The 22,279-nt window shown below is 40.1% G+C and carries 18 protein-coding genes and 3 tRNA genes; 13 read left to right on the forward strand and 8 right to left on the reverse strand.

The window, feature by feature from the left end; genetic code table 11:
* Nucleotides 1-106 precede the first annotated feature (106 nt).
* The 9 genes from HUU81_RS04150 to HUU81_RS04190 all read left to right on the forward strand — a co-directional run bounded on the left by HUU81_RS04150 (nt 107) and on the right by HUU81_RS04190 (nt 8,118).
* On the forward strand, nt 107-2,911 hold the full coding sequence (locus HUU81_RS04150) for a M6 family metalloprotease domain-containing protein (protein ID WP_199611008.1): 2,805 nt from the start codon (nt 107-109) through the stop codon (nt 2,909-2,911).
* Between the two features lie 222 nt (nt 2,912-3,133).
* Nucleotides 3,134-3,226 (forward strand) — tRNA-Ser (locus tag HUU81_RS04155).
* Nucleotides 3,227-3,241: 15 nt separating this feature from the next.
* Nucleotides 3,242-3,318 (forward strand) — tRNA-Arg (locus tag HUU81_RS04160).
* Nucleotides 3,319-3,432: 114 nt separating this feature from the next.
* Nucleotides 3,433-3,509 (forward strand) — tRNA-Arg (locus HUU81_RS04165).
* A gap of 394 nt (nt 3,510-3,903) precedes the next feature.
* Nucleotides 3,904-4,134: a hypothetical protein gene (locus HUU81_RS04170; protein ID WP_199611009.1), complete on the forward strand. Its 231-nt coding sequence runs from the start codon at nt 3,904-3,906 to the stop codon at nt 4,132-4,134.
* Nucleotides 4,135-4,141: 7 nt separating this feature from the next.
* Nucleotides 4,142-4,633 carry a hypothetical protein gene (locus HUU81_RS04175; RefSeq protein ID WP_199611010.1) on the forward strand — a complete coding sequence of 164 codons (492 nt, stop codon included), beginning with the start codon at nt 4,142-4,144 and terminating at the stop codon, nt 4,631-4,633.
* 258 nt (nt 4,634-4,891) lie between these two features.
* A complete protein-coding gene (locus HUU81_RS04180; RefSeq protein ID WP_199611011.1) occupies nt 4,892-5,158 on the forward strand; it encodes an OadG family transporter subunit in 267 nt (88 codons plus the stop codon).
* Between the two features lie 15 nt (nt 5,159-5,173).
* The gene (gene oadA, locus HUU81_RS04185) at nt 5,174-6,976 is read left to right on the forward strand and encodes a sodium-extruding oxaloacetate decarboxylase subunit alpha (RefSeq protein ID WP_199611012.1); all 1,803 of its coding nucleotides are present in this window, start codon (nt 5,174-5,176) and stop codon (nt 6,974-6,976) included.
* Between the two features lie 11 nt (nt 6,977-6,987).
* Complete coding sequence (locus HUU81_RS04190) at nt 6,988-8,118, forward strand: sodium ion-translocating decarboxylase subunit beta (RefSeq protein WP_199611013.1); 1,131 nt, start codon at nt 6,988-6,990, stop codon at nt 8,116-8,118.
* Between the two features lie 186 nt (nt 8,119-8,304).
* On the opposite strand, the gene HUU81_RS04195 is transcribed toward HUU81_RS04190, so the two are convergent.
* Both HUU81_RS04195 and HUU81_RS04200 read right to left on the reverse strand, forming a co-directional pair.
* Nucleotides 8,305-8,865, reverse strand: a complete 561-nt coding sequence (locus HUU81_RS04195) for a hypothetical protein (protein WP_199611014.1) — start codon at nt 8,863-8,865, stop codon at nt 8,305-8,307.
* Nucleotides 8,866-9,498: 633 nt separating this feature from the next.
* Nucleotides 9,499-9,690: a hypothetical protein gene (locus HUU81_RS04200; RefSeq protein ID WP_199611015.1), complete on the reverse strand. Its 192-nt coding sequence runs from the start codon at nt 9,688-9,690 to the stop codon at nt 9,499-9,501.
* Between the two features lie 382 nt (nt 9,691-10,072).
* Here HUU81_RS04200 and HUU81_RS04205 point away from each other — a divergent pair, with 382 nt between their 5' ends.
* Both HUU81_RS04205 and HUU81_RS04210 read left to right on the forward strand, forming a co-directional pair.
* On the forward strand, nt 10,073-10,927 hold the full coding sequence (locus HUU81_RS04205; protein ID WP_199611016.1) for a hypothetical protein: 855 nt from the start codon (nt 10,073-10,075) through the stop codon (nt 10,925-10,927).
* A gap of 9 nt (nt 10,928-10,936) precedes the next feature.
* Complete coding sequence (locus HUU81_RS04210; RefSeq protein WP_199611017.1) at nt 10,937-12,226, forward strand: DUF4785 domain-containing protein; 1,290 nt, start codon at nt 10,937-10,939, stop codon at nt 12,224-12,226.
* Nucleotides 12,227-12,299: 73 nt separating this feature from the next.
* Here HUU81_RS04210 and HUU81_RS04215 read toward each other — a convergent pair whose 3' ends face one another.
* Together HUU81_RS04215 and HUU81_RS04220 are read right to left on the reverse strand one after the other, a co-directional pair.
* Nucleotides 12,300-13,427, reverse strand: coding sequence for an anhydro-N-acetylmuramic acid kinase (locus HUU81_RS04215; RefSeq protein WP_199611018.1), 1,128 nt, complete (start codon nt 13,425-13,427; stop codon nt 12,300-12,302).
* 3 nt (nt 13,428-13,430) lie between these two features.
* Nucleotides 13,431-14,735, reverse strand: a complete 1,305-nt coding sequence (locus HUU81_RS04220) for a peptidoglycan DD-metalloendopeptidase family protein (protein ID WP_199611019.1) — start codon at nt 14,733-14,735, stop codon at nt 13,431-13,433.
* Nucleotides 14,736-15,041: 306 nt separating this feature from the next.
* Here HUU81_RS04220 and tyrS point away from each other — a divergent pair, with 306 nt between their 5' ends.
* The gene (gene tyrS, locus HUU81_RS04225; RefSeq protein WP_199611020.1) at nt 15,042-16,244 is read left to right on the forward strand and encodes a tyrosine--tRNA ligase; all 1,203 of its coding nucleotides are present in this window, start codon (nt 15,042-15,044) and stop codon (nt 16,242-16,244) included.
* Between the two features lie 141 nt (nt 16,245-16,385).
* Nucleotides 16,386-17,768 carry an ATP-dependent RNA helicase DbpA gene (gene dbpA, locus HUU81_RS04230; protein ID WP_199611021.1) on the forward strand — a complete coding sequence of 461 codons (1,383 nt, stop codon included), beginning with the start codon at nt 16,386-16,388 and terminating at the stop codon, nt 17,766-17,768.
* Between the two features lie 98 nt (nt 17,769-17,866).
* On the opposite strand, the gene HUU81_RS04235 is transcribed toward dbpA, so the two are convergent.
* The 4 genes from HUU81_RS04235 to HUU81_RS04250 form a co-directional block, all read right to left on the reverse strand.
* Nucleotides 17,867-18,934, reverse strand: a complete 1,068-nt coding sequence (locus HUU81_RS04235; protein ID WP_199611022.1) for a mechanosensitive ion channel family protein — start codon at nt 18,932-18,934, stop codon at nt 17,867-17,869.
* Nucleotides 18,935-19,037: 103 nt separating this feature from the next.
* Entirely contained in the window at nt 19,038-20,609 is a 1,572-nt protein-coding gene (locus tag HUU81_RS04240) for a sensor domain-containing diguanylate cyclase (RefSeq protein WP_199611023.1), read from the reverse strand.
* Nucleotides 20,599-21,033: a type 2 periplasmic-binding domain-containing protein gene (locus tag HUU81_RS04245; RefSeq protein WP_199611024.1), complete on the reverse strand. Its 435-nt coding sequence runs from the start codon at nt 21,031-21,033 to the stop codon at nt 20,599-20,601. Before HUU81_RS04245 ends, HUU81_RS04240 begins: the two co-directional genes overlap by 11 nt.
* Nucleotides 21,033-22,232, reverse strand: a complete 1,200-nt coding sequence (locus tag HUU81_RS04250; RefSeq protein ID WP_199611025.1) for a hypothetical protein — start codon at nt 22,230-22,232, stop codon at nt 21,033-21,035. The genes HUU81_RS04245 and HUU81_RS04250 overlap by 1 nt, the downstream gene beginning before the upstream one ends.
* Nucleotides 22,233-22,279 lie beyond the last annotated feature (47 nt).

Consider the following 22,279-nt stretch of genomic DNA (forward strand, 5'->3'; position numbering starts at 1 on the left):
GAATCCATGCTCAGATTAATATGAGTTGAAACTGCTGTTAAGAGATATTCAAAGTTAATTACTAGTATGCCTAAAACATTGGCATCAAACTAAGGACAGTATAGCGATGAATCGTTTCTCGATTTTTGTATTTATCATTGTTTTATTTTCTTCATTATTTTCTAAACTCTTGTTAGCTGAGCAGGTTGTATTACCAGCGCCACATAGTTGTTTAAAAAATAGTGCTTGTCATTCGAATCTTATCCAAAAGGCAAAACGAAGTAATGCGAGCAGTGTTGCTTTTGATGCATTAAATCAGAGCACAGTGGCACAAACGCCACTCACTAAATTAATGCATCCGACCCCGCCAGGATTACCTAGTTTAGGAGTGCAACGTACCTTTGTATTGTTGTTGGAGTTTGAAGATTATCCTCATATTGAAACTGATACTGCAGATGTTATGTATCAAAAAATCTTTGGTGATGGGGTAGCAGAAGATTATCCGCATGAAAGTCTGACTAATTTTTATCAACGCTCCTCACATGGGAAGTTACAAATAGAAGGCGATGTGCTGGGTTGGTATAAAGTGAATGCAAATCGCGATGATACCAACCAAGCAGAGGAGGTGTTGAAAGCGCTTACTTATTATGACCAACAGGGACATGACTTTTCTCAATACGACAATGACGGCAACGGGATCATTGATAGCTTTATTGTTATTTGGACGGGGCCATACGTTGGCAGAACAGCATGGAATGCGCATTTTGGTTCGGTAGTTGGTTTAGAGAATCTAGACTTTATGCTAGATGGTAAGCGCTTTCGTAGCATTGCATCGTTGCAGGAAAGTAATAACTATCCTTTTATACCTTTTTCGCCCGGTGTATTAATTCATGAAATAGGTCATGCATTCGGACTGTCAGATTTATATGACGTGAATGTCAGTGTTGGGGCGCCTGGTGGGCTGGGTGGTTTAGGCATTATGGATGCTATGTTAGTGGGCGATCATAATGCTTATAATAAAATGATGCTAGGGTGGATTACGCCGCAAATCGCGACTGGCAGCATACAACAAGTATCATTAAGACCAGCTTCCTCAAGCGGTGATGCTTTCATCATTATGCCAGGGGAAGTAGATGAAAACTATCTGGATGAGTTTTTTCTTGTTGAATATAGAGACAACAATGGCAACGATAGCAGTTTAGGCAGTAACACTGGCCTTGCAATTTGGCATGTGAATGGTGTTCAGCAAGAAAATGGCGGGTGGAAATATAATAACAGAGACACTGAGCATAAGCTGATTAAACTCATTCAAGCTGATGGTAATGGGGATATTGAGCTATTACGCCCTTTTGATAGCGGTGACTTCTTCCAAAGCGGTGATGTGTTCTCGCCAGATACTAAACCTGCAAGTAAAGACATTAGTGGAAAGCATACGGGCGTTGTTATCAGTGAAATTAAGTTGCAGAACGGTGTGATGACTTTTCAAGCTGAAATTATTTCAGAGGCTTTATTACCAAAACTTGATATAAATGAAATTATCAGTAATCCAGTATTTAAGGCTGGGAAATCAGTTACACTATCGATGCCAAGCGACATTGCTAAGGTGGAGTATTACCTTAAAGGCGAGCTGCTGAGTCAAGATAATAGCGCCCCTTTTACTTTTACTTGGCAAGATAGTTTTGCTGAATATGGCAGCCATGAGTTACAAGTAAAAGCCTATAACTCAGAGGGCTACAGCACTTCTGAGTACACATCTATCATCAGTTTACCTAATAGCCCCACAGCGTTGTTGATTACGTTAAGTAAAGACAATGCAGACTCGCCAAGCTCAATAATAAACATGCTAAAAGCACAGGGTATTACTCCAATCGTCAGTGACTTTATTCCTACACTTTCAACAAATGACTTTGATTTGGTAATGATTAATTATGGTTCATATCGAGACTCAGATGAAGATGGTGATGGAGTTGCTAATCTAAATGCACGAGCTGCAACAGCCCGTGAGCAGCAAATAATGGTGGATTATTTAAATGAGGGCGGAAAACTTATTTTAGAAGGTGAAAACGTACTGAGTAGTGCAAATTCAGAAAGCTTTAGTGAAGCCATGGGGGTTTCCTTACTTTCGGATAGTAGAAAGACCATATTTATCGACCAAATCCAAGGAAATCAAGATACTGATTTTGCCGATATTAGTGGTCAATATTACAGGTATTCTGAAATGGATAACTTACAACTAAGCAATACTAGTGGGGTTACACTGCCATTGGTATCAATGATAGGTGATGAATATATAGGTAGTACTCATGTTGAGGTGATTGGCACTTGTGCCGCAGCCCATGAACGCGCAGGTTATAAAGTAGTGATTGCAAGTTGTTTGTTATCAAAACTACCTAGTGAGCTTAGAGCGCCATTACTTAAATATTACTTATCGTTTTTAGGTGTTGAAACGACTCCCATCGAGTTGAGCTTTTTTGGTTTTACCACAGACGCTATCACAGTGAGTGAAGCTGTCAGCAGTGTGACTGTTACCGTAAAACGAGAAAGCGGAGATGATAGCAGTGCGGTTATATCGTATTGGACTGAAAATGGTACTGCATATTCGGGCGTTGACTATGCAGACAACACTGGAGAAATCGTATTTGAAAGCGATGAACTAGAAAAGCAAATTACACTCACTATTTTTAATAACGATGTTGTGGATAACAGTCGAGAGTTCTATCTGAAGCTAAGTGGAAGCAACGTTAGTGTTCATAATAGTATGTTGGTTGTAATTGAGAATGACGATTCGTCTCAAGCGGAAGAAAATCCACCAAATCCGGTACCAATTTATATTCCAGAAAATAAAAAGAGCGGAGGGGCTTTTTCACTCATACATTGTTTATTGCTCTTGCTGCTATGCTCAGTACGTGTAGTGTTAAGGCGACAAGCTTAGTTTTATTATAAGTAAGAATGAGAATGTACAGCCCGATTTACCAAGGTGCAGGGCAGTACATTCTCGTTTAATAGGTGATAATTGGTAGAAAGTTATCAACTACCAATGATTTTTGAACGTTTAATAGCTAATTTGATTAAAAGCTCGCCAAATAGAAAAAACTTATAAAAAAGGCGTTGACATATTTTCATTATCCATTAGTATACACGCCCACAACAGAACGGAGAGGTGGCCGAGTGGCCGAAGGCGCTCCCCTGCTAAGGGAGTATAGGGTTTGTAGCCCTATCGAGGGTTCGAATCCCTCCCTCTCCGCCATGTTTCTTGTGTTGCCCGCTCGTAGCTCAGCTGGATAGAGTACCTGGCTACGAACCAGGCGGTCGAAGGTTCGAATCCTTCCGAGCGGGCCAGTTTTTATTAAGACTGTAATATTAATAAAATCCTCATTGTGTTCACAATGATTTAATCAGGATGATTAGTGAAATTAGAGATATACTTTATAAGTATATTTCAAACATTACAGCCCGCTCGTAGCTCAGCTGGATAGAGTACCTGGCTACGAACCAGGCGGTCGAAGGTTCGAATCCTTCCGAGCGGGCCAATTTCACTAACTTATAAAGCTTTCGCGTATATCAATCCCATATTTAGATTAAACCTCAATATTCATACAAAAGTGTTATTAGTCTCGTTCTATTTTCATTATTTACTTCAGCTGATCTTTTCTATTTGAGCTGAATGTAATCATCCCCTCAAACAATTTTCATTTCAGCACTATTATTCAAGCAATTCCTAGTTGTGTAATTAATGTTGCTTAAATGTGTTTTTTTGTTGATTTGGAGTGTTGCTCTGATTATTATGACGCAACTTTATAAGGAAATAATCAAGGGGAAATAATGGAGTGTCCAGATATAAGTAATTTAGAGTAATCATCTCGTAGTAAACAAGCCGTTAAAGATATACGAGATATCTAAGACTTATCACCCTATTTAGTCAAAATGTCTGCGGTAGGCATGGTAGCAAATTTGTTTGTAGGAAATGGCGCTATCAAGTCAACTTTTTCTGTTTATTCAAATGATTTTCGCACATTTACTTCAGCCATGATGGAAGCTCCATCTATCGCAAGAAAGAGAGTATGGGATATTTCAGGAAGAATGGCTTTAAAAATACAAGACAGTAAAGAAAAGCAGTTTTGGAAAGCTATTCATTATGGCTGTAAATTAAACTGAGGATAATATGAAATATATACTTTTTGGGCTTATTTTACACTTAGCCTTTTCAGTTAGCGCTAATGATGATAAAGCCATAGTCACGCAGGCTTCGAACAACTTCAATAAAAAATTGATAGCGCTAGAACAGGTTGAGAGTAAATGCAGAGAATCAGCCATAGTATTGCCTGCCGATACCTTTAAGTCAGTGTCGCTATCAAAAGAAGATAAAATAACGGCACTGTCGTATTATTTTATTAAGTCAACAACTGAGTGCTCAAGCGAAGCGGTAAAGGAGCTTCTAGTTGCATCAGCTGTTCTTTCTTCGTTGGATGAGGCGTACGAGGTAGCGGCTATTAATAGTAACAAATTGATTATTAATAGCTTTAAGCTGTTGTTAGAAGATGAAATAGAGTTTAATAAAATCGATAAGGCAACACGAGAAAAGCTCTCGAAAATTCATGTGCTAACTAAACCATTCGATCCGATACGCTCAGCTGAGGTATTGGGTATACATTAGTTAATAAGCGATCTTAAAATTACCTAGCCATTAACTGCCTTATTATTCAAGCAATAGTGAGGCGGTTAATACCAAAGTAATAAAAATTCAATAATTCTACCCTCAAATATTACGCTTCTATTTTCTCCTGCTATATTCAACATAATCAAAACAAACAGTTGTGCTCTTAACTTATTAATTTTTCTATGCAAGAGTAAATACTCTAAAACGTGTATTAACGATGTTTGGAGTCTAAAGCTTTAGCACTAGGGGGTAAAAATGGCACAGGTCAGTGCATTATTTTTTGAAGCTGCCAATATCATGCTGATGGGTATGGTAGTGGTCTTTATCTTTTTGGGTATGTTGGTATTTGCAATAAAACTATTGCATAGGCTTTCCTTGTCACTTTCTTCCAGCGTGGTTAGTACACCACTTACGCCATTAACCCCTACCATTAAATCTAATGAAACCTCAGTCGTTACTCCCGAAATAGTTTCCGCCATTACAGCGGCCGTACATCAATATCGTCAGGATAAAAATAATTAATAATAAGGTGTCCTTATGACTAAAAAGTTACTGTTAACAGATTTGGTATTGCGAGATGGCCACCAATCACTTTTGGCGACTCGTTTTCGCTTAGAAGATATGTTGCCGATTGCTGATAAGTTAGATCAAATTGGCTATTGGTCGCTGGAGTCGTGGGGTGGGGCAACGTTTGATGCTGCCATTCGTTACTTAGGTGAAGATCCGTGGGAGCGTATTAGAGCATTTAAAAAAGCGATGCCAAATACACGTCAGCAAATGCTATTGCGAGGGCAAAACCTATTAGGCTATCGACATTATGCCGATGATGTTGTTGAGGCATTTGTGCATAAGGCGCATGAGAGCGGGGTAGACGTATTTCGAATTTTTGATGCAATGAATGATATTCGTAATTTGCAAACTGCGGTGAAAGCCACGCTTGATACAGGTGCACATGCTCAAGGAACTATGTCTTACACGGTTAGCCCAGTTCACACCATAGATACGTGGCTGGATATGGCAAAACAAATAGAAGACATGGGGTGCCATTCATTCTGCATTAAAGATATGGCTGGATTATTAAAGCCGTATGACTGTGAAGAGTTAATAACTCGCTTAAAAGAAACGATTGATATACCTATTACCATGCAGTGCCATGCTACCACAGGCTTAAGCACTGCTACGTATCAAAAAGCCATAGATGCAGGTATTGATATGCTAGATACTTCAATTTCTTCTATGAGTATGACTTATGGACATACTGCATCAGAAACTGTTGTTGCCATGGTTGAAGGTACTGAGCGCGATACCGGATTGAATTTAAGTTTAATGGAAGAGGTTGCAGCATACTTTCGTGAAGTTAGAAAAAAATATGCTCAATTTGAAGGCAGTTTAAAAGGGGTTGATGCACGAATTTTATTGGCTCAGGTGCCGGGTGGCATGCTAACCAATATGGAGAATCAGCTCAAAGAACAAAACGCAGCAGATCGTTTAGACGAAGTGTTATTAGAAATTCCAAAAGTGCGCCAAGACTTGGGCTTCATTCCACTTGTTACACCTACTTCACAAATAGTTGGTACACAAGCCGTGTTAAACGTGCTAACGGGCGAGCGTTATAAATCGATTACTAAAGAAACCGCAGGTGTGCTTAAAGGAGAATATGGGGCAACAGCTGCACCAGTAGATAAAACCCTTCAAGAAAAAGTGTTGGACGGGGCGCAGCCTATTACATGCCGCCCAGCAGATAATATTGAACCAGAATTAGCTAGTTTAACCGCTGAACTGACAGATATCGCGCAGAAGAAGGGCCTTACGTTATCTGATGATAAGGTTTGTGATGTACTTACGTATGCACTGTTTCCACAAGTAGGGTTAAAGTTTATTGAGAACCGTAATAATAAGAGCGCATTTGAGCCTGCACCTACAGCTCCTTCCGAAGCGCAAGGAGTAGCTAAACAGCAGTCTAATACTCAGTCATCAGGAAAAAGTGCTGGCGATCAGGCTGCACAATCTTATTCGGTCAGAGTTGACGGTAAAGTATTTTCGGTTGAGGTGGCTGCTACAGGAGAGTTAACAGACATCAAACCGTCACAAGATGAAACGGTGCCTCAATCTACTTCTTTATCCGGTACAGAAACATTAAATGCCCCGTTAACGGGTAACATCTTTAAAATTAAGGTGGCTGAAGGTGATCAAGTTGCTGCCGGGGATGTTGTGATTGTCATGGAAGCAATGAAAATGGAAACCGAAGTACGAGCTGCAACTGCAGGCAAAATAGTGGCGATTAATATTAAAGAAGGCGATGCGGTTAACGCTGGTGACGCTTTACTTAGTTTGGCCTAAGGAGCGTACTGGTGAAAGGACTAGAAACATTATGGCTATCAACGGGGCTTGCAAACTTTCAGTTAGGCCAGTTAATAATGATGGCTGTGGGCGCGTTGTTACTTTACTTGGCAATTAGAAAAAAGTTTGAACCACTACTGTTATTACCAATAGGCTTTGGTGCGATTTTAACGAATATCCCAACTGCAGGTTTTAGCGAGGCAGGGGGGATACTGTATTATATTTACGAAGTAGGGATCAGTACGGGCGTTTTTCCACTGCTTATATTTATGGGCGTTGGTGCGCTGACAGATTTTAGTGCACTTATTGCCAATCCTAAAATGTTATTTTTAGGTGCTGCTGCGCAATTTGGTATTTTTGCCACACTATTTGGTGCGATTTTACTCAATTTAATTCCAGGATTTGATTTCACGTTGAAAGATGCATCGGCCATTGCGATTATTGGTGGCGCCGATGGACCAACTGCAATCTTTTTGGCATCAAAGCTAGCGCCAGACTTGCTAGGCGCGATTGCCGTAGCCGCATATTCATACATGGCCTTAGTGCCCATTATTCAGCCTCCAATTATGAAGTTACTAACAACAGAGCAAGAGCGCAGTATTGTAATGGAGCAATTACGCCCTGTTTCTACGTTTGAAAAAGTGCTATTTCCTTTAGCTGTGTTATTGATGACTATTTTGTTCTTACCCGCTGCGACGCCGCTAGTAGGTATGTTTTGTTTAGGCAACTTAATGAAAGAGTCGGGTGTGGTTGAGCGACTGAGCAAAACTGCACAAAATGAACTCATTAATATAGTGACGATCTTTTTAGGATTAGCAGTTGGTTCAAAGCTAAGTGCAGATAAGTTTTTAACGTTTGAAACCCTAGGCATTTTATCATTAGGTGCTGTGGCATTTGCTATAGGCACTGCATCAGGGGTGTTAATGGCAAAGTTAATGAGCCGCTTATCAGGTGGTAAAATTAATCCGCTGGTTGGTGCCGCAGGTGTTTCTGCAGTACCAATGGCTGCTAGGGTGGTTAATAAAGTGGGGTTGGAAGCGAATCCGCATAATTTTTTATTAATGCACGCGATGGGCCCTAATGTGGCAGGTGTATTGGGCTCAGCGGTTGCCGCAGGTATTTTGCTAGCATTAGTAGGCTAGGTGTTGGGGCGTAGCTCTAGTGAGATAACTTAGAGCTTACTAGCCCTTTTAACTTCACTTACGGTTGGCAGCATTTTTATCACTTCAGAAAATTGATATTAATGCTGCGCAATGACGATAAATATAAACGGCAAGTAAGCACAAACGCATAATAGTACGAACAACAATGTATTATTATGAATGTACTTATTCTGCTGGCATCACACTCATGATCCAAGCCATGTTTTCATTCACAAACTTAACATCTTCTTCTGAGGCAGAAGCCGCCGCTTTTTTCATAAATTCCATGCTACTAAGTTGCTCTTCAATACTTGCTTCCATTTCAGCTAACGCTTCTTTTGGCATACCTCTTTCTTTCATTGCATCTATTTGCTGTCGCATTTGCTCGACATAGGTATCAAGTGAGGCGCTGTCTGGCATTTGTTGCAGCTGGCTTTTATAAACAGCTCCCATAATTCGGTAGCCAATATCAAGGTAGGCTTCAACATCATTAAAACCATAGGATGCGATAGCAGATTGAATTTTTGAATAAGCCCCAGATGACTTCATAGAAGTAATGACTTCTTTTTTATCAAGAGTCATTAAGTCTTCTAACTGCTGATTAACGACCGGATATTTCTCGGCAAGCATATCGACTTCTTCGGTGGATGCGACATATTTTTTGATAAGCGATTTAGAAAGTGCTTGGTCGGCGTGAACAGAAATACTGAATAGTAAAATGCAAAGCCCTGTGATTAATTTTTTCATACTCAATCCTTAAGATTTTTTAGGGTTAATTAAGTAATTTAGATTTGAGCGCAACAACAGCCTACATTCATAGCGCAAATTTACGTGTTTCCTCTATTTGCAATTTATATATGTTTGAAAACTTGTGTTGCTTATCTCACTGATTGCCACAACGGTCAACAATTAGGGCACGCCCTAGTCAGACATAAATTAATTTAATCGCTAAAAGTCAGTTTTACAAGGATATTGGAAAATAAATTAACTGAAACTTAACAAGTGATAGCGCTTATGCGTGAATGCATATGATGAAAGAATGTAAGCACAGAAAGAGAACGACCCACCTTATGGTGGGCCATTTTGTTTCTTGCACGTGCAATTAATATGGATGTAAGCATAACAGCAGGCACTTAATACATTAATACGGTATGTATGTAACGTTTACCAATGAATTAGCGATTTTAGCATTTAGCCCACGGCGTATTGATATTTATTGAGCGTGGCATCGTTCGCTTATTGTCGCTTTTGCTACTCGCCGCTTTAAAACTTACACCATGTACAGCTAATGACGGTATTTTCACTACTTACGAGTAGTAACGTATGAGCACAATGTTTTTAGCTCATCTAGGGTGTACCTTCATTTGCTACCTAAGCACATTAATAATACGTATCTTCTCTATTGTGAATTTGTGCATCATCAAAAATATCTTCAAAGTTAACTTCAAAGTGATGATTGTCAGATACGTCGGTCATATGGACTGAGCGCGACTCTGCGTCTACCCATGCCACTGTTCCCGAACCTTTTCTGGTATTACATAACATGCCTATGTGTAAATCTTGTATATTCATCTTGTCTCCTGTTCCACCACAGGTAACCTAAATATAGATGAATTTTTGATAACAACAACGATATAAATCAAATTAAAAAATAGCGTTTTTTGAAGGCTGGCAAGGCTAGTTTCCAAGATGAATTTTTAGCAGATTCGTTAAATTTTAGCGCTAAAACCACCTTTACTCTATCTTTATGATGCTTTCAAGCCCCTAAATTAGGTAGTAATTAACTCATAGAAAACGGCTTATTGCTCATGAAAATGTATAATTTTGGTTAAAAAGGTTTGCGCTATAAATAAATATCGACCATACCTAATGAGGTCTGAGGACGCACCTCGGACATCTAACGGTTTTACAACAGTAAAACCCGATATCTAATAATAAAAAAGAGTATGAAGATATGAATAAAAAACTTATCGGGGTAGTTGCGCTAAGCCTTGCGTCGTCAATCGCTTCTGCGAATACAGGGCTTGCATTAATTCATGGAACAGGTAAGCAAACCAATGCATATGATGATTATTGGACTGGGGATTTCATTAACTCCGTAAAAAAAGGGCTTCCAAACGAGTCGCTTGTAACAGTTATCAATTGTGATTTTGAGCAATATATGTGGGATGTTCGTGCGGCAGGCTGTGTAGCAGATCAGGTCAGTAGCTTCATGGCGCAAAAACAAATCACTGATTTAAAAGTCATTACGCATTCAAATGGGGGTAATGTAATGCGTTGGATTATGTCTAATCCTACATGGGATAGTCGTTATCCAAACATTATTGATAAAACTTCACGAGTGATTGCACTTGCGCCTTCTAGTGGTGGTACACCATTAGCAGATGCAGCAATTGCAGGTAATGTATTTGAGTCGGTTGTGGGGTGGTTAGTTGGAGTCAAAAATGATGCAGTAAGAATGCAGCAAGTTGGCTGGATGGCTAATTACAATCAAGATTGGCTATTTGGCACAGCAGGGCGTCCAAGTTTACCAAAAACGTTTGAAGCGGTAGTGGGGAGTGATGTGGATTCTGCAGTGTGGGATGGTGACAGCTATTGTGGTGGTTATCATAATCAAGTGGGGTTAGAAGTAACACAAAACTGGCTAAATTCATGCTCTGATGGCTTTTTAGAGTGTTCGTCGCAATCAGCCGCAGGCAGCACGTGGTTTGTTGATAAACAGAAAACAAAGGGGCAAGAGCCTTTAAGCCATCAGCAAAGCCGAAGAAAGTGTTTTGATTTAGACAAACTAATCCGTGACCGCATCTAGGAGAACCACATGAAATTTAATAATAAAAAAGTTACAGCCCTAACTGCGGCACTGTCTACAGCGTTATTTGCGCAAACTGCCATTGCTAACACTGATAACGCCGCCGCTTATAAAGTACAAGTGTTACCAACGCATGCGGTGTCTGCTGGCATCGAGCATAGTCAACAGCGTGTAAGTTATACATGGCCTGAAGTTCAGCAAGCAATGAGTGTTGCGGCTAAACAACAAAACCTTGAAAGTAAAGAGTATTGGCAAGAGGTATCAGGAAAGCAGCTTAATCAAGGCGTTAAGTTGTACAACAGCAGCGCAGATGCCTTTGTTAGATTGGCACCGAAGGCGACTGGCAAACAAACTACGTCATCAAATGCTGCTCCGTTACAGGCAGAACAGTTATATATTATTGATAAAACGACTAATCAACGCGCGAAAGTGGCGCAGTTAGCGTCACAAAAAGACATGGAATTTGCTGGCTTTAATGATGGTAGTGTTGCGATTAAGCTTGATAGTCAGCCAGTAAACAATACAAAGCTCAGCAAAGCTAACACGCATAAAGCATCTGCTTTGTATTTAAAATCTGAACAGCGTTTGGCTGCGAATGATCGTTATTTAGTTCACGTAGTTGAAAAAAATAGCCAAGTTAAATTAGCAGTAACAGCACCGCGTGTGTTTCAAGCAAACGTAAAAAGCAGCTTTGAGCTTGATGCAAAGATCAATGCTAAATCACTTTCTGATAGTAACACCACTGTGCGCTTAATTAATCCAGATGGCATTGCAAAAGCTGCAGCGTTTGAGCAAGGCAACATTGTATTTCAACAGCCGTTAATGCATGTTGGTGCACATAAAGGGTTTTATGACATTGAGCTGACAACAACAGAAATGGTGAATGGAAAGGCGGTTAAGCGAACCATCAAAGTGCCATTTTCAAATGTTGTTAAAACTGCAGAGTTAGATGTAGGTTCAACACTACGTATTAACGCACATGGCGAGCGTACCGTTGCAATTCCAGTAAATGCACTTGAAGCAGGACGTTACGCTATTACTGCGACATTAGAAGCAACAAATAAAAGCGGTGAATTAGAAAAAATTGAAACCGTTGAGGTCGCGCAATGGCTAAATGGTAAAGCAAGTGTTGAAATACCATTTAACATGAGCAAGCTACAAGGGTTTCGTGCACCGATTCATATCACTCAAGTAAAACTGGTTGATCAAAGCCGCATGATTGTGCTGCAACAGGTAGAGCAACTTGATAAGTGGCAAGCACCTAACATGGGGCATGGTCAATTTAATCAGCTGAAGTAAATCCCACAAAAATAGACAACCAACCACGAAGTCAGGGATGACTTCACCCACTCACAGTTTACTTAATCATTGATTAGTTGAAGCTGTACTTAACCCCTAATACGGTGTCTTTGCTAGCACCAGTCACACTGGCAATATTTCCTGAAATACGTTTTTCGTAGGCATAGGCTAACCATGCAAATGCCATTGCTTCTACCCAATTGGGTGCTATGCCTAACATGTCTGTTGCAGCAAAGGGGTAATTTGGTAGGTGATGTGACAAGCCATACATTAATTTTTGATTGTAAGCCCCGCCCCCACAAATATAAACATGTGCTGAATCTGAAATTTGCTTAATTGCATCAGCCACTGTAATGCAGGTTAATTCTGCCAAAGTCGCCTGAATATCTTCTGGCTTAAAGTCATTTAACTGTTGACCGTTTGGTAATAGTGATGCCAACCAGTCAAGGTTGAAATACTCGCGCCCAGTACTTTTTGGATAAGCCTGAGCAAAGTAGGGATCTGCTAATAAAGCAGTTAGTAAGTCCTGATTAACTGTCCCCTGACTCGCCCAAGCACCGCTCATGTCATAATGCTTGTGTTTAACGTGCCTGATCCAGCCATCTAATAAAGTATTAGCTGGGCCTGTATCAAAGCCGATGATTGGAGGCGCTTTTGCGGTATTCGTGGGTAGATAAGTAATGTTTGCAATGCCACCTAAATTAACAACCACTACATCGTGTTTATCGTTTTGAAAGACCGCTTTATGGAATGCAGGAACGAGGGGAGCACCTTGCCCGCCTAACGCCATATCTTTGCTGCGAAAGTCGCCTATTACGTTTATTCCTGTTTTCACGGCTAGGGTAAAGTGATCGCCAATTTGCAGGGTAAACGGGTGGTCTTGATTAGGCCTGTGGCGAATGGTTTGTCCATGGCAACCAATCGCGGTTACTTGATCAGCATTGATGTCAGCATGTTCTAGTAATGCTTGAACCGCGTCTGCGTATTCTATTGCTAATTGATGGCTTGCTTGCCCCATCAACTCAATTTCATTATCACCGGAATGACATAACCGATTTAACGCTTGTTGTAATGCAGAGGAAAATGGATGAGTGTGTTGTTGAATTAAAGTAGGTTGTGTGTGTGTGCCGCTATCGTCAAATGAAACCAGTACGGCATCTATGGCGTCGATACTGGTTCCAGACATGATCCCGATGTACATCGATTAATTTCTCATAGCAAGTAATACACGCTTTTTAGTGTTTAATGCTAGCAGAAGTTCTTCTGCGTGAAGTGCAAAATTAGCACGTTCTTTTTTAGAAATAGGGTTCGCTTTAGGCAACTTATTCATAATGGTTTTTGGGTTGCGGTGTACACCGTCTAGTAAAAATTCATAATGTAAATGCGCGCCTGTTACACGACCTGTAGCACCTACTTTACCAATTAATTGGCCTTGTTTAACCCAGTCATTCTTTCTTACCATCTTTTTAGAAAGGTGAAGATACTTGGTTACATAACGCTCACCATGTTTAATAAAAATATAGTTACCATTTAATCGGTTATAGCCTGCTTTTATTACTTTTCCTGCACCGGGTGAAACAACAGGTGTGCCTGTTCTTGCCGCGTAGTCAATGCCGCGGTGCGCGCTAACGCGACCGGTTACAGGGTGCTTACGGCGAGGGTTAAAGCTAGAGCTAATATATTTAAAGTTAACGGGAGCACGCAAAAAGGTCTTTTTCATACTACGACCTTCAGGTGTGTAATATTCACCGTCTTTGTACAGAATGGTTTGAAATTTTTCACCTTGGTTTACAAATTCGGCAGCAACAATGTCGCCTTCGCCAACATGTTCACCATCTATATATTTTTCTTCATAGATAACAGAAAAGCTATCGCCTTTACGAATGTCTAATCCAAAGTCTAAGTCCCAACCAAAAATGTTAGCAACTTGCATGATTTGTTTTTCTGACAAGCCCGCTTCAATGCCTGCATTCCAGAAATTAGAAGTAATTTCAGCTGACGCAAACTCGTTACGTGTTTCAACTTCTTTAATATCGTATGTTGAAGAAAATGTGTCGTTGGCTTGTTTTTCAATAATGAGGGTTTTGGTTGGGTTTACTGCATAGTGAAGTGCGACCAGCTCTTGCTGCATGTTGCTAATGAATACAATATGCTCACCCGGATGAATTTTGGTTAATGATTTAGCTTCTGAATTTGAATTAATAACTTTATGTAGTAGTTGAGAGCTAAAGCCTGCACGTTTGAATATTTTTGCTAAATTATCTCCACGCTTAACTTTTATTGTTTTTTGCGTAGTTTCGATGAGTTGTTCTTCTTGATCGGCTAATTGCGCTTGTTCAAGCTCTAATGCCAGCTCGTAGCGCTTGCCAATCTCTAATGCAGTTGTATTTGTAACTTTAGATGCTGTTGCTTTTTGGGAAGGTAATAAAGCAATAATCGTAATAAGCGCCACTAATGAGGCGATAATCAGGCGGTGCTTTTTTGGTAAGTTTTGAACTAACTGCTGCATAAATATTAACTTCTGGTTGAATAAATTGTAGGGAAAATTGAGTTAATCACCATTGAGAATATAATTATTTCGCATTAATTACAATGTTATCGGCCAATTAGCGCGCTTCATTAGCATTATCATTTGTAGGTGAACATCTGAAATTTATGCATTTTTTATTTATATTCCAAACGGATAGATAAAAAATACGGCTGAATAAAAAATGTACATTTATTTTGCTGTATTTCATTAATAGCCAGTTTCAAGTAGAATCGCGCGCAGAAAAAATTATTAAGATCTATTGCTGGTACTAGCGCGGAGTAAAACATGGCTGATTTGGAAAAAGCGTTTTTAGAAATAAAACGTGGTGCAGAAGAAATCTTGTTAGAAGATGAATTAAAAGAAAAATTGAAAACGGGCAAGCCGCTTAAAATTAAGGCTGGCTTTGATCCAACAGCACCAGACATCCACATTGGTCATACCGTGTTAATCAATAAACTGCGCACATTCCAAGAATTAGGCCATGAAGTTATTTTCTTGATTGGTGACTTTACCGCATTAATTGGTGATCCCACTGGTAAAAATGCAACCCGTAAGCCGCTAACAAAAGAACAAGTGCTTGCAAATGCTGAAACCTATAAAGAGCAGGTTTTTAAAATACTTGATCCTGCAAAAACTACGGTTGCGTTTAATGCTGAATGGATGGATAAATTAGGCGCTGCGGGCATGATTAAATTAGCTGCACGCCAAACCGTTGCACGTATGCTAGAACGTGACGACTTTAAAAAACGTTATGCTAACGGTCAGTCGATTGCGATTCATGAATTTTTATATCCACTTGTACAAGGTTGGGACTCAGTAGCATTAGAAGCTGATGTTGAGCTTGGTGGTACCGATCAGCGCTTTAATCTATTAATGGGCCGTGAGTTGCAAAAAGAAGAAGGCCAACGTCCGCAAACGGTATTAATGATGCCATTACTTGAAGGGACAGACGGCGTTCAAAAGATGTCTAAGTCGTTAAATAATTACATTGGCATTACAGACACGCCAAACGATATGTTCGGTAAGATCATGTCTATTTCTGACGAATTAATGTGGCGTTACTACGAATTGCTGTCGTTTAGGCCAGTTGAAGAAGTTGAGACGTTTAAGCAACAAATTGCAGATGGCGCAAACCCTCGTGATACCAAAATTGCATTAGCAAAAGAAATCATTGCCCGCTTCCACACAGAAGAAGATGCTGAAGCAGCGCACCAAGACTTTATTAAACGCTTCCAAAAGAATGCATTACCAGACGACATTCCAGAAGTTACAGTCAATGCTGAGGAAGGTAATATTGGTATCGCTAATTTGTTAAAAGAAGCTGGCTTAGTAGCCTCTACTTCTGAAGCAATGCGCATGATTAAACAAGGGGCTGTAAAGTTAAACGGTAAAGACAAAATTACTGACAATAAACTGCAAGTAGCAAGCGGCAGCGTTGAAATTTACCAAGTTGGTAAGCGTAAGTTTGCAAAAGTTACTGTTGCATAAATAACACTCGCATAAGTGCACTGATATAAACGATTATCAAAAATACACCTAACAGCGATGATTAAATAATCGCTGTTAGGTGCGCAAATCTATCGATATTTTCTACACTCATTTCATCTCTACATTCATTAAGGCATTCACTTGACGCAATTATCTTTTTCTTCACTTTCATTAAAAAGCGAACTGGTTAGTAACCTCGCATCGTTAAACTATAACGAAATGACACCTATTCAAGCGGAGTCACTGCCTTTAATCATTGAAGGACATGACTTGATAGGACAGGCTAAAACAGGCTCAGGTAAAACGGCCGCGTTTGGTTTAGGGTTACTGCAAAACTTGGACGTCACTCAGTTTTGCGTCCAGTCGTTAATTTTATGCCCAACCAGAGAACTTGCCGACCAAGTTGCAACTGAAATTAGAAAGTTAGCACGCGGCATTCAAAATATAAAAGTCTTAACCTTGTGTGGTGGTATGCCTGTGCGCGCTCAAGTTAGTTCGTTAGAGCATGGTGCGCACATCATTGTTGGTACCCCGGGTAGAGTGTTAGATCATTTAGAAAAAGAGCGCTTAGATTTGTCGCAAATTAACACATTAGTGTTAGATGAAGCAGATAAAATGCTCGAAATGGGGTTTCAGGATGCAGTAGATGCAATCATTGAACAAGCTCCAAAGCAACGTCAGTCATTATTATTTAGCGCCACTTTTCCTAAGCAAATCGAGTCAATCGCCAGTAAGTTACTCGTTAACCCAAAAACCGTGAAAGTGGCATCGACACATAGTGAGTCGAGCATTTCGCAGTTATTTTTTAATGTGCCTAATGATCAGCGCCTTGCCGGATTAGAGCTGTTACTGATGAAGTATCAACCTGCGTCATGCGTGGTTTTTTGTAATACCAAAATTGAAACATTAGAGGTAACCGACTTTCTGGCTAGTTGTGGATTTAGCGCACTGGCATTAAATGGTGATTTAGAGCAAAAAGATCGCGATCAAGCAATAGTGCGCTTTGCGAATAAAAGCGTCTCTATTTTAGTGGCGACTGATGTGGCTTCACGTGGTTTAGATATCGATAATTTAGACGCAGTAATTAATTATCAGCTTGCACATGATCCTGATACGCACGTACACCGTATTGGCAGAACGGGGCGCGCAGGCAGTAAAGGAGTTGCATGCAGTCTATTCAGTCATAATGATTCGCATAAAGTGGTGAATATTGAAGATTACTTAGACATGCGTATAGAAGAGTCAGCATTACCTGATGACAGTGTACTTAATCAAGCGGTATACACACCTACGATGGGCACTATTCGCATTGGCGGCGGTAAAAAACAAAAAGTACGGGCAGGAGATATTTTAGGCGCATTAACTGGCGACACTGGCATTGACAGCAAACACGTTGGTAAAATTAATGTTTTTGACCATTGCGCTTATGTTGGTGTAGATAAAGGTGTAGCGGCAGCTGCGCTTAAAAAGCTTGAAAATGGAAAAATTAAAGGTAAAAAATATCGCGCATGGCGCATAAGGTAATACTTGTGTGCTAGCGAGTGAAAACTGAGTGAGTACCCAAGCGGAGTAGCTTTCATAAATCAGCGCGGATTATTCCGCGCTTTTTCTTTTCTTGTCATTTATAAAATATTATTCCCTTGTTCTGGATCTCTTGCTTGTTCGGCTTGCTGACGAATTTCATCAGTGTCGCTCGAAACATCATCTGTTTCTGGTTGCTCAGTTTGGTCATGTTTTATTGTTTCATCTGATACGTCACCTTTAGTCGCGGCTGATTTTGGTGACGCATTGGTTTTTTCGTTACTGTTTTTTTCGTTACTTCCCTTTTCGCCACTGGTTGAGTTGGTATCTGCTTGTTCGGCGGTAATGAGCGGCACCCCTTCTGGGAAAACGCGTTCACGGGCGTCGTCAGGCATACTGATGTCATGCTTATCAAACTCTCTGACTACAAGTCGCATAAGTAAGGAGCCAACTTTAAGAATGCTATTACTTTCGCTGTTTATCCAAAAGTAGATTTTAAGATTAACGGTTGCTGAGCCTAAGTTGTCTACTAGCACCTGAGGTTCTGGTTCGTCTAATACTGCGTGATGATTCTTTAAAATATTCATCGCGAGTTGCTGAGCTTGTTTAATACTGGCATCGTAGCCAATGCCTAGAATAAAGTGACCTCGCATTTTAGGATTAGCAGTAAAGTTTTTAATGATATTTTTATAGATGGTTGCATTAGGAATTTGAATATGGTTGCCGTCAAAATCAACCAAGGTGGTCGCACGTGCAGTTACCTGTTTAATCACACCCGTTTGCCCTTGCACTTCAATGACATCGCCAATTTTGAATGGTCGTTGCACGCTTAGTAATACGCTTGAGATAAAGTTTTCGGCGATGTCTCTAAAAGCAAAACCGAGAATTAACCCCATTACGCCTGTACCGCTTATTATCGCTACTGCGAATTGAGTGAGCCCGGCTAAATATAAAAAGACATATAAGCCGATAAGGATAATTAGCAACCTGAGTGCTCTTCGCATGACAACTTGTATCAACTGACTTTTACTTAGCATACTGAGTGGTCGCATTAACCATTGAGTGATAGGCCCAGAAACGTAAATAAACACCACCAAAATGAGTATGCCTAACAGCACTAAAGGTAAAACATCTAGCATTTTGTAATAAAGCTCGGTCAATTGCTCCATGGGATTTCTCTTATTATTTTTAGATGTTAAATGGTGATTGAGTAAATAAGGTTATGTCATATAACGTTTTTTTGCTACTTTCGTCGTCATAAGTTCTGTCGAATTAGTGATGGGTCACACTTTTACGATAAAAACTCACATCATTCTTGCCTGCGCGTTTTACTTCATACATCGCTTCATCAGCGTGTTCAATCAACTTTTCAACGCTATCGCCGTCTTCTGGATAAAAGGCAACGCCGATGCTTGCGCCAACGGTGACGTTACATTGTTGTGCCGTTAAATAGAGTGGGGTGGAAATATTACCAATGAGTTTTTCGGCAATAACTCGCGCTGCATGCTTGTCTATGTCATGAATGGTGACAACAAATTCATCTCCGCCCCAACGGGCAGCAATATCATCTTTACGTATTGAAGAAGAAATTTTTTCGCTAATATGTTGCAGCATTTTGTCGCCTGCATCGTGACCATGAATGTCGTTAATAGGTTTAAAGCCGTCAAGATCTAACAGTAATACGGCAACGGTTTTGTTATGTTTTACTTGTTCTTCAATAGCTGGAATGGCGCCTTGGCGGTTAAATAATCCTGTAAGCTTGTCGAAATTGGCTTTTTGCTTTAGGCATTTAAGCTCAGCTTTACGGCTACTAATATCGTTAGCAAACACTTGTAAGAACGTTTCACCCTCATCATTGACCGTGGTCATTATTAAAATTTGGATCCAAATTTCATCATCTGAGCAATGATTATTTAATTGAAACTCACCTTGTACCACTTCATTTTCCTTAATCGCGGTTTGAGACAATGCTAAAAGAGTAGCAGGGTCTTGAAACACGTCTTTAATAAATCGTGTAAAGTTGTCTTCCATTTCAAAACCAAGCTTATTAAGAAGCTTGGTGACTGCTGAATTATAAAGAATAATTTCACCGTCAAGCCGAGCTAATAAGGATGCAGTGCCTGCATTTTCGAATAATAGCCGCAAGCGTTTTCCGAGCACTTCTAGCTCTGTTCTTAGCTTGCGCTCCTGTTCAAATAGAGATTGGGTTTTATCCAAAAATGCATTAATGCTATCACTAACACTGCCTATTTCACTGTGCTTATGGCCTTTAGGTGGTGCTACTCGATTATCGTGCCCAGGAATAATATGCTGCATCATTTGGCTTAATTTACCCAAGGGGTTAGTGATTAAGTAGTAAGCGACAAAAATAAATATAATCACAACCACAAGGGTATGTAAGGCCAACGCTTTGGCATTACCAACAGCAATTTGATTTGCCTGATTAATGATAATTTGTGTATTAGGAACTATGTGTACATAACCTAACACTTCATCTGTAAAGAAGGGGTTCGTTAAAGGGTAAGTTTGGGCATTAGTAATGTTAAAGTTTTCACCCTGAGCGAGGTATTCTGATTTGTCTGCAATTGCAGCGGCTGTAATGGTGTCATTTAATGCTAGACCGTTAATAACTTCTGTCGCTAAGTCTTTATCTTCAACATAAAGCGCTATTGAAGCTGTTCTGGAGATGGTTTTGACAATTTGGTCGATGCTGGTGGACGCGTGCTCAACTTCATGTTTGTAAGCATAACTGTAATACATTATTGCAGCGGTTATACCTACAATAAGAGAAACGATAAAGATGGCAAGTGTTAACCGAGTTATTAGGCTTTGTCTATTTAGCAATTTTATAAACCACCTTAACCTTATTATTAATCTTAGATAGAGGAATGTACCCGATTGCATCAACTTGCTTTGATACAGCATCAATAACGGCTTGATCGTCGCTAACAACTTGTGGTGGTGATACCCTGCCTGTGAATTTAATTCTAGACCAGTAGGCGTTAATTTGTGACATGGGCTTTTCGGTTAATGCTTCAAAAAAGTCTTTTCTGATTGATGCTGATTTTTCACGATCTAGTGGGACGGCAGTGGTGCCATCTGGAAAGGCAACATACCGACCTAAATATAAATCAATTAATTGCTTTTTAGTAAGGGTATCGTGTTTGTTATCAATATTAACAATGATCACTAATGGATCATTGGCGTGACATATCTTCGAAGTGCAAATAAGTAATATTGTGATGAATAAGAGCTTAATTTGGTTCATTAGAAAATAAAGCTCACACTAAGTATTAGAGAATGAACGGCGTTTTCATGCCCTCCATCAACGCTTTTTAAGTAAATTCGATCGCCTCCGCGCTGTGGTTGAGTTCGGTTTAACTGTAATTTAAACGCCCAATTTTCTGCATAATCCCAGCGCCACCCTGCTGATAATGTTGTTTGATTTGTCCCGTAGAAGTTTACGTATGATAGAAAGTTTTCTTCCAGCTCTGGAATTTGCTTAGCCAGTGGCGGCACCGTAAAGTTTAAAAAGTGAGAGCGTGTACTTGATATGCCAGCAAATACGGCGTGTTCATCAAATCGCTTTGTCACGTTTAGGTAGCCATTTAATGAGTCGGGTAATGACTCCGTTTTGTAGTCTATGTAAGCAATCTCCGATTGCACTTGCCAAATAAAGTTGTCGTATTTGAATCCCAGCCCATAGTAGTTTGCGTATTTATCTTTTGATTTGATTCTATTTAGCGTTTTATCTTTATTAGGCCAAACTGATTCTGGAAGTTCGCTAATAAACTGTTCAACAAATATGCCCGGGTCGCTGGTATTGGTGGTTTTAGCTCGTGTCGCATTTAAGCGAAAAAGCCAGTTGTCATACTCGTAGTCAAGCGCCATCAGCAGGATAGGAGAAAGCTTGACGTTCCATTCAAATGAATCACTGACGATATACGCCTCAGAGCGGCCGTACGATAAGGAGGCTTGTAAAATACCTCGATCAACAGGTTGACGATAAATGGCTTCAATTCCATCTAGTTGCCGATGCGGGATCAAACCATAAAACTCTGGAGGAGGAGTAGTCATGGTGTAGGCATAGCTTATATCACGATACTCCGTCATCATGAACATATTGGCTCCCATGCGGCCAACTCGAAATGTCCAGTCAGGCGATGGGTTATAGCGTAAAAAAGCGAGCTCTATGTAGTCATCAATATCTGCATTAAAGCGCTTTTTTATTACTGCTTGAGTCACCACATCAAATTCAGGCGTGATCGTAAACTCAGCTTGTCCGCCAATTAACGATGAAACACTAAAGTCTATTTCATCTTTATAAACGCCGTTAGGTTGTGATACATCATAACGAAAGCCATAAATGTCTGAGTCAGCTAATGTTAAGCCTAGTGTACCAAAGCCACTAAGTTGGAGGTTGTCGTTCGCCTGAGAATAAAAACCACAACAACTTACTGCAAGCATTAACGCTGAACACAGTTTAGCTGAATTGTTAGTAAGGCAGAGCCGTG

The sequence above is a fragment of the Flocculibacter collagenilyticus genome (assembly GCF_016469335.1).
GTDB classification, from domain to species: Bacteria; Pseudomonadota; Gammaproteobacteria; order Enterobacterales; family Alteromonadaceae; genus Flocculibacter; species Flocculibacter collagenilyticus.

Bases quoted from the DNA above. Each gene is read 5' to 3' on its own strand.
- HUU81_RS04150 (WP_199611008.1), top strand. From the start codon at position 107: ATGAATCGTTTCTCGATTTTTGTATTTATCATTGTTTTATTTTCTTCA.
- HUU81_RS04170 (WP_199611009.1), top strand. From the start codon at position 3,904: ATGTCTGCGGTAGGCATGGTAGCAAATTTGTTTGTAGGAAATGGCGCT.
- HUU81_RS04175 (WP_199611010.1), top strand. From the start codon at position 4,142: ATGAAATATATACTTTTTGGGCTTATTTTACACTTAGCCTTTTCAGTT.
- HUU81_RS04180 (WP_199611011.1), top strand. From the start codon at position 4,892: ATGGCACAGGTCAGTGCATTATTTTTTGAAGCTGCCAATATCATGCTG.
- oadA (WP_199611012.1), top strand. From the start codon at position 5,174: ATGACTAAAAAGTTACTGTTAACAGATTTGGTATTGCGAGATGGCCAC.
- HUU81_RS04195 (WP_199611014.1), bottom strand. From the start codon at position 8,865: ATGAAAAAATTAATCACAGGGCTTTGCATTTTACTATTCAGTATTTCT.
- HUU81_RS04200 (WP_199611015.1), bottom strand. From the start codon at position 9,690: ATGAATATACAAGATTTACACATAGGCATGTTATGTAATACCAGAAAA.
- HUU81_RS04205 (WP_199611016.1), top strand. From the start codon at position 10,073: ATGAATAAAAAACTTATCGGGGTAGTTGCGCTAAGCCTTGCGTCGTCA.
- HUU81_RS04210 (WP_199611017.1), top strand. From the start codon at position 10,937: ATGAAATTTAATAATAAAAAAGTTACAGCCCTAACTGCGGCACTGTCT.
- HUU81_RS04215 (WP_199611018.1), bottom strand. From the start codon at position 13,427: ATGTACATCGGGATCATGTCTGGAACCAGTATCGACGCCATAGATGCC.
- HUU81_RS04220 (WP_199611019.1), bottom strand. From the start codon at position 14,735: ATGCAGCAGTTAGTTCAAAACTTACCAAAAAAGCACCGCCTGATTATC.
- tyrS (WP_199611020.1), top strand. From the start codon at position 15,042: ATGGCTGATTTGGAAAAAGCGTTTTTAGAAATAAAACGTGGTGCAGAA.
- HUU81_RS04235 (WP_199611022.1), bottom strand. From the start codon at position 18,934: ATGGAGCAATTGACCGAGCTTTATTACAAAATGCTAGATGTTTTACCT.
- HUU81_RS04245 (WP_199611024.1), bottom strand. From the start codon at position 21,033: ATGAACCAAATTAAGCTCTTATTCATCACAATATTACTTATTTGCACT.
- HUU81_RS04250 (WP_199611025.1), bottom strand. From the start codon at position 22,232: ATGCTTGCAGTAAGTTGTTGTGGTTTTTATTCTCAGGCGAACGACAAC.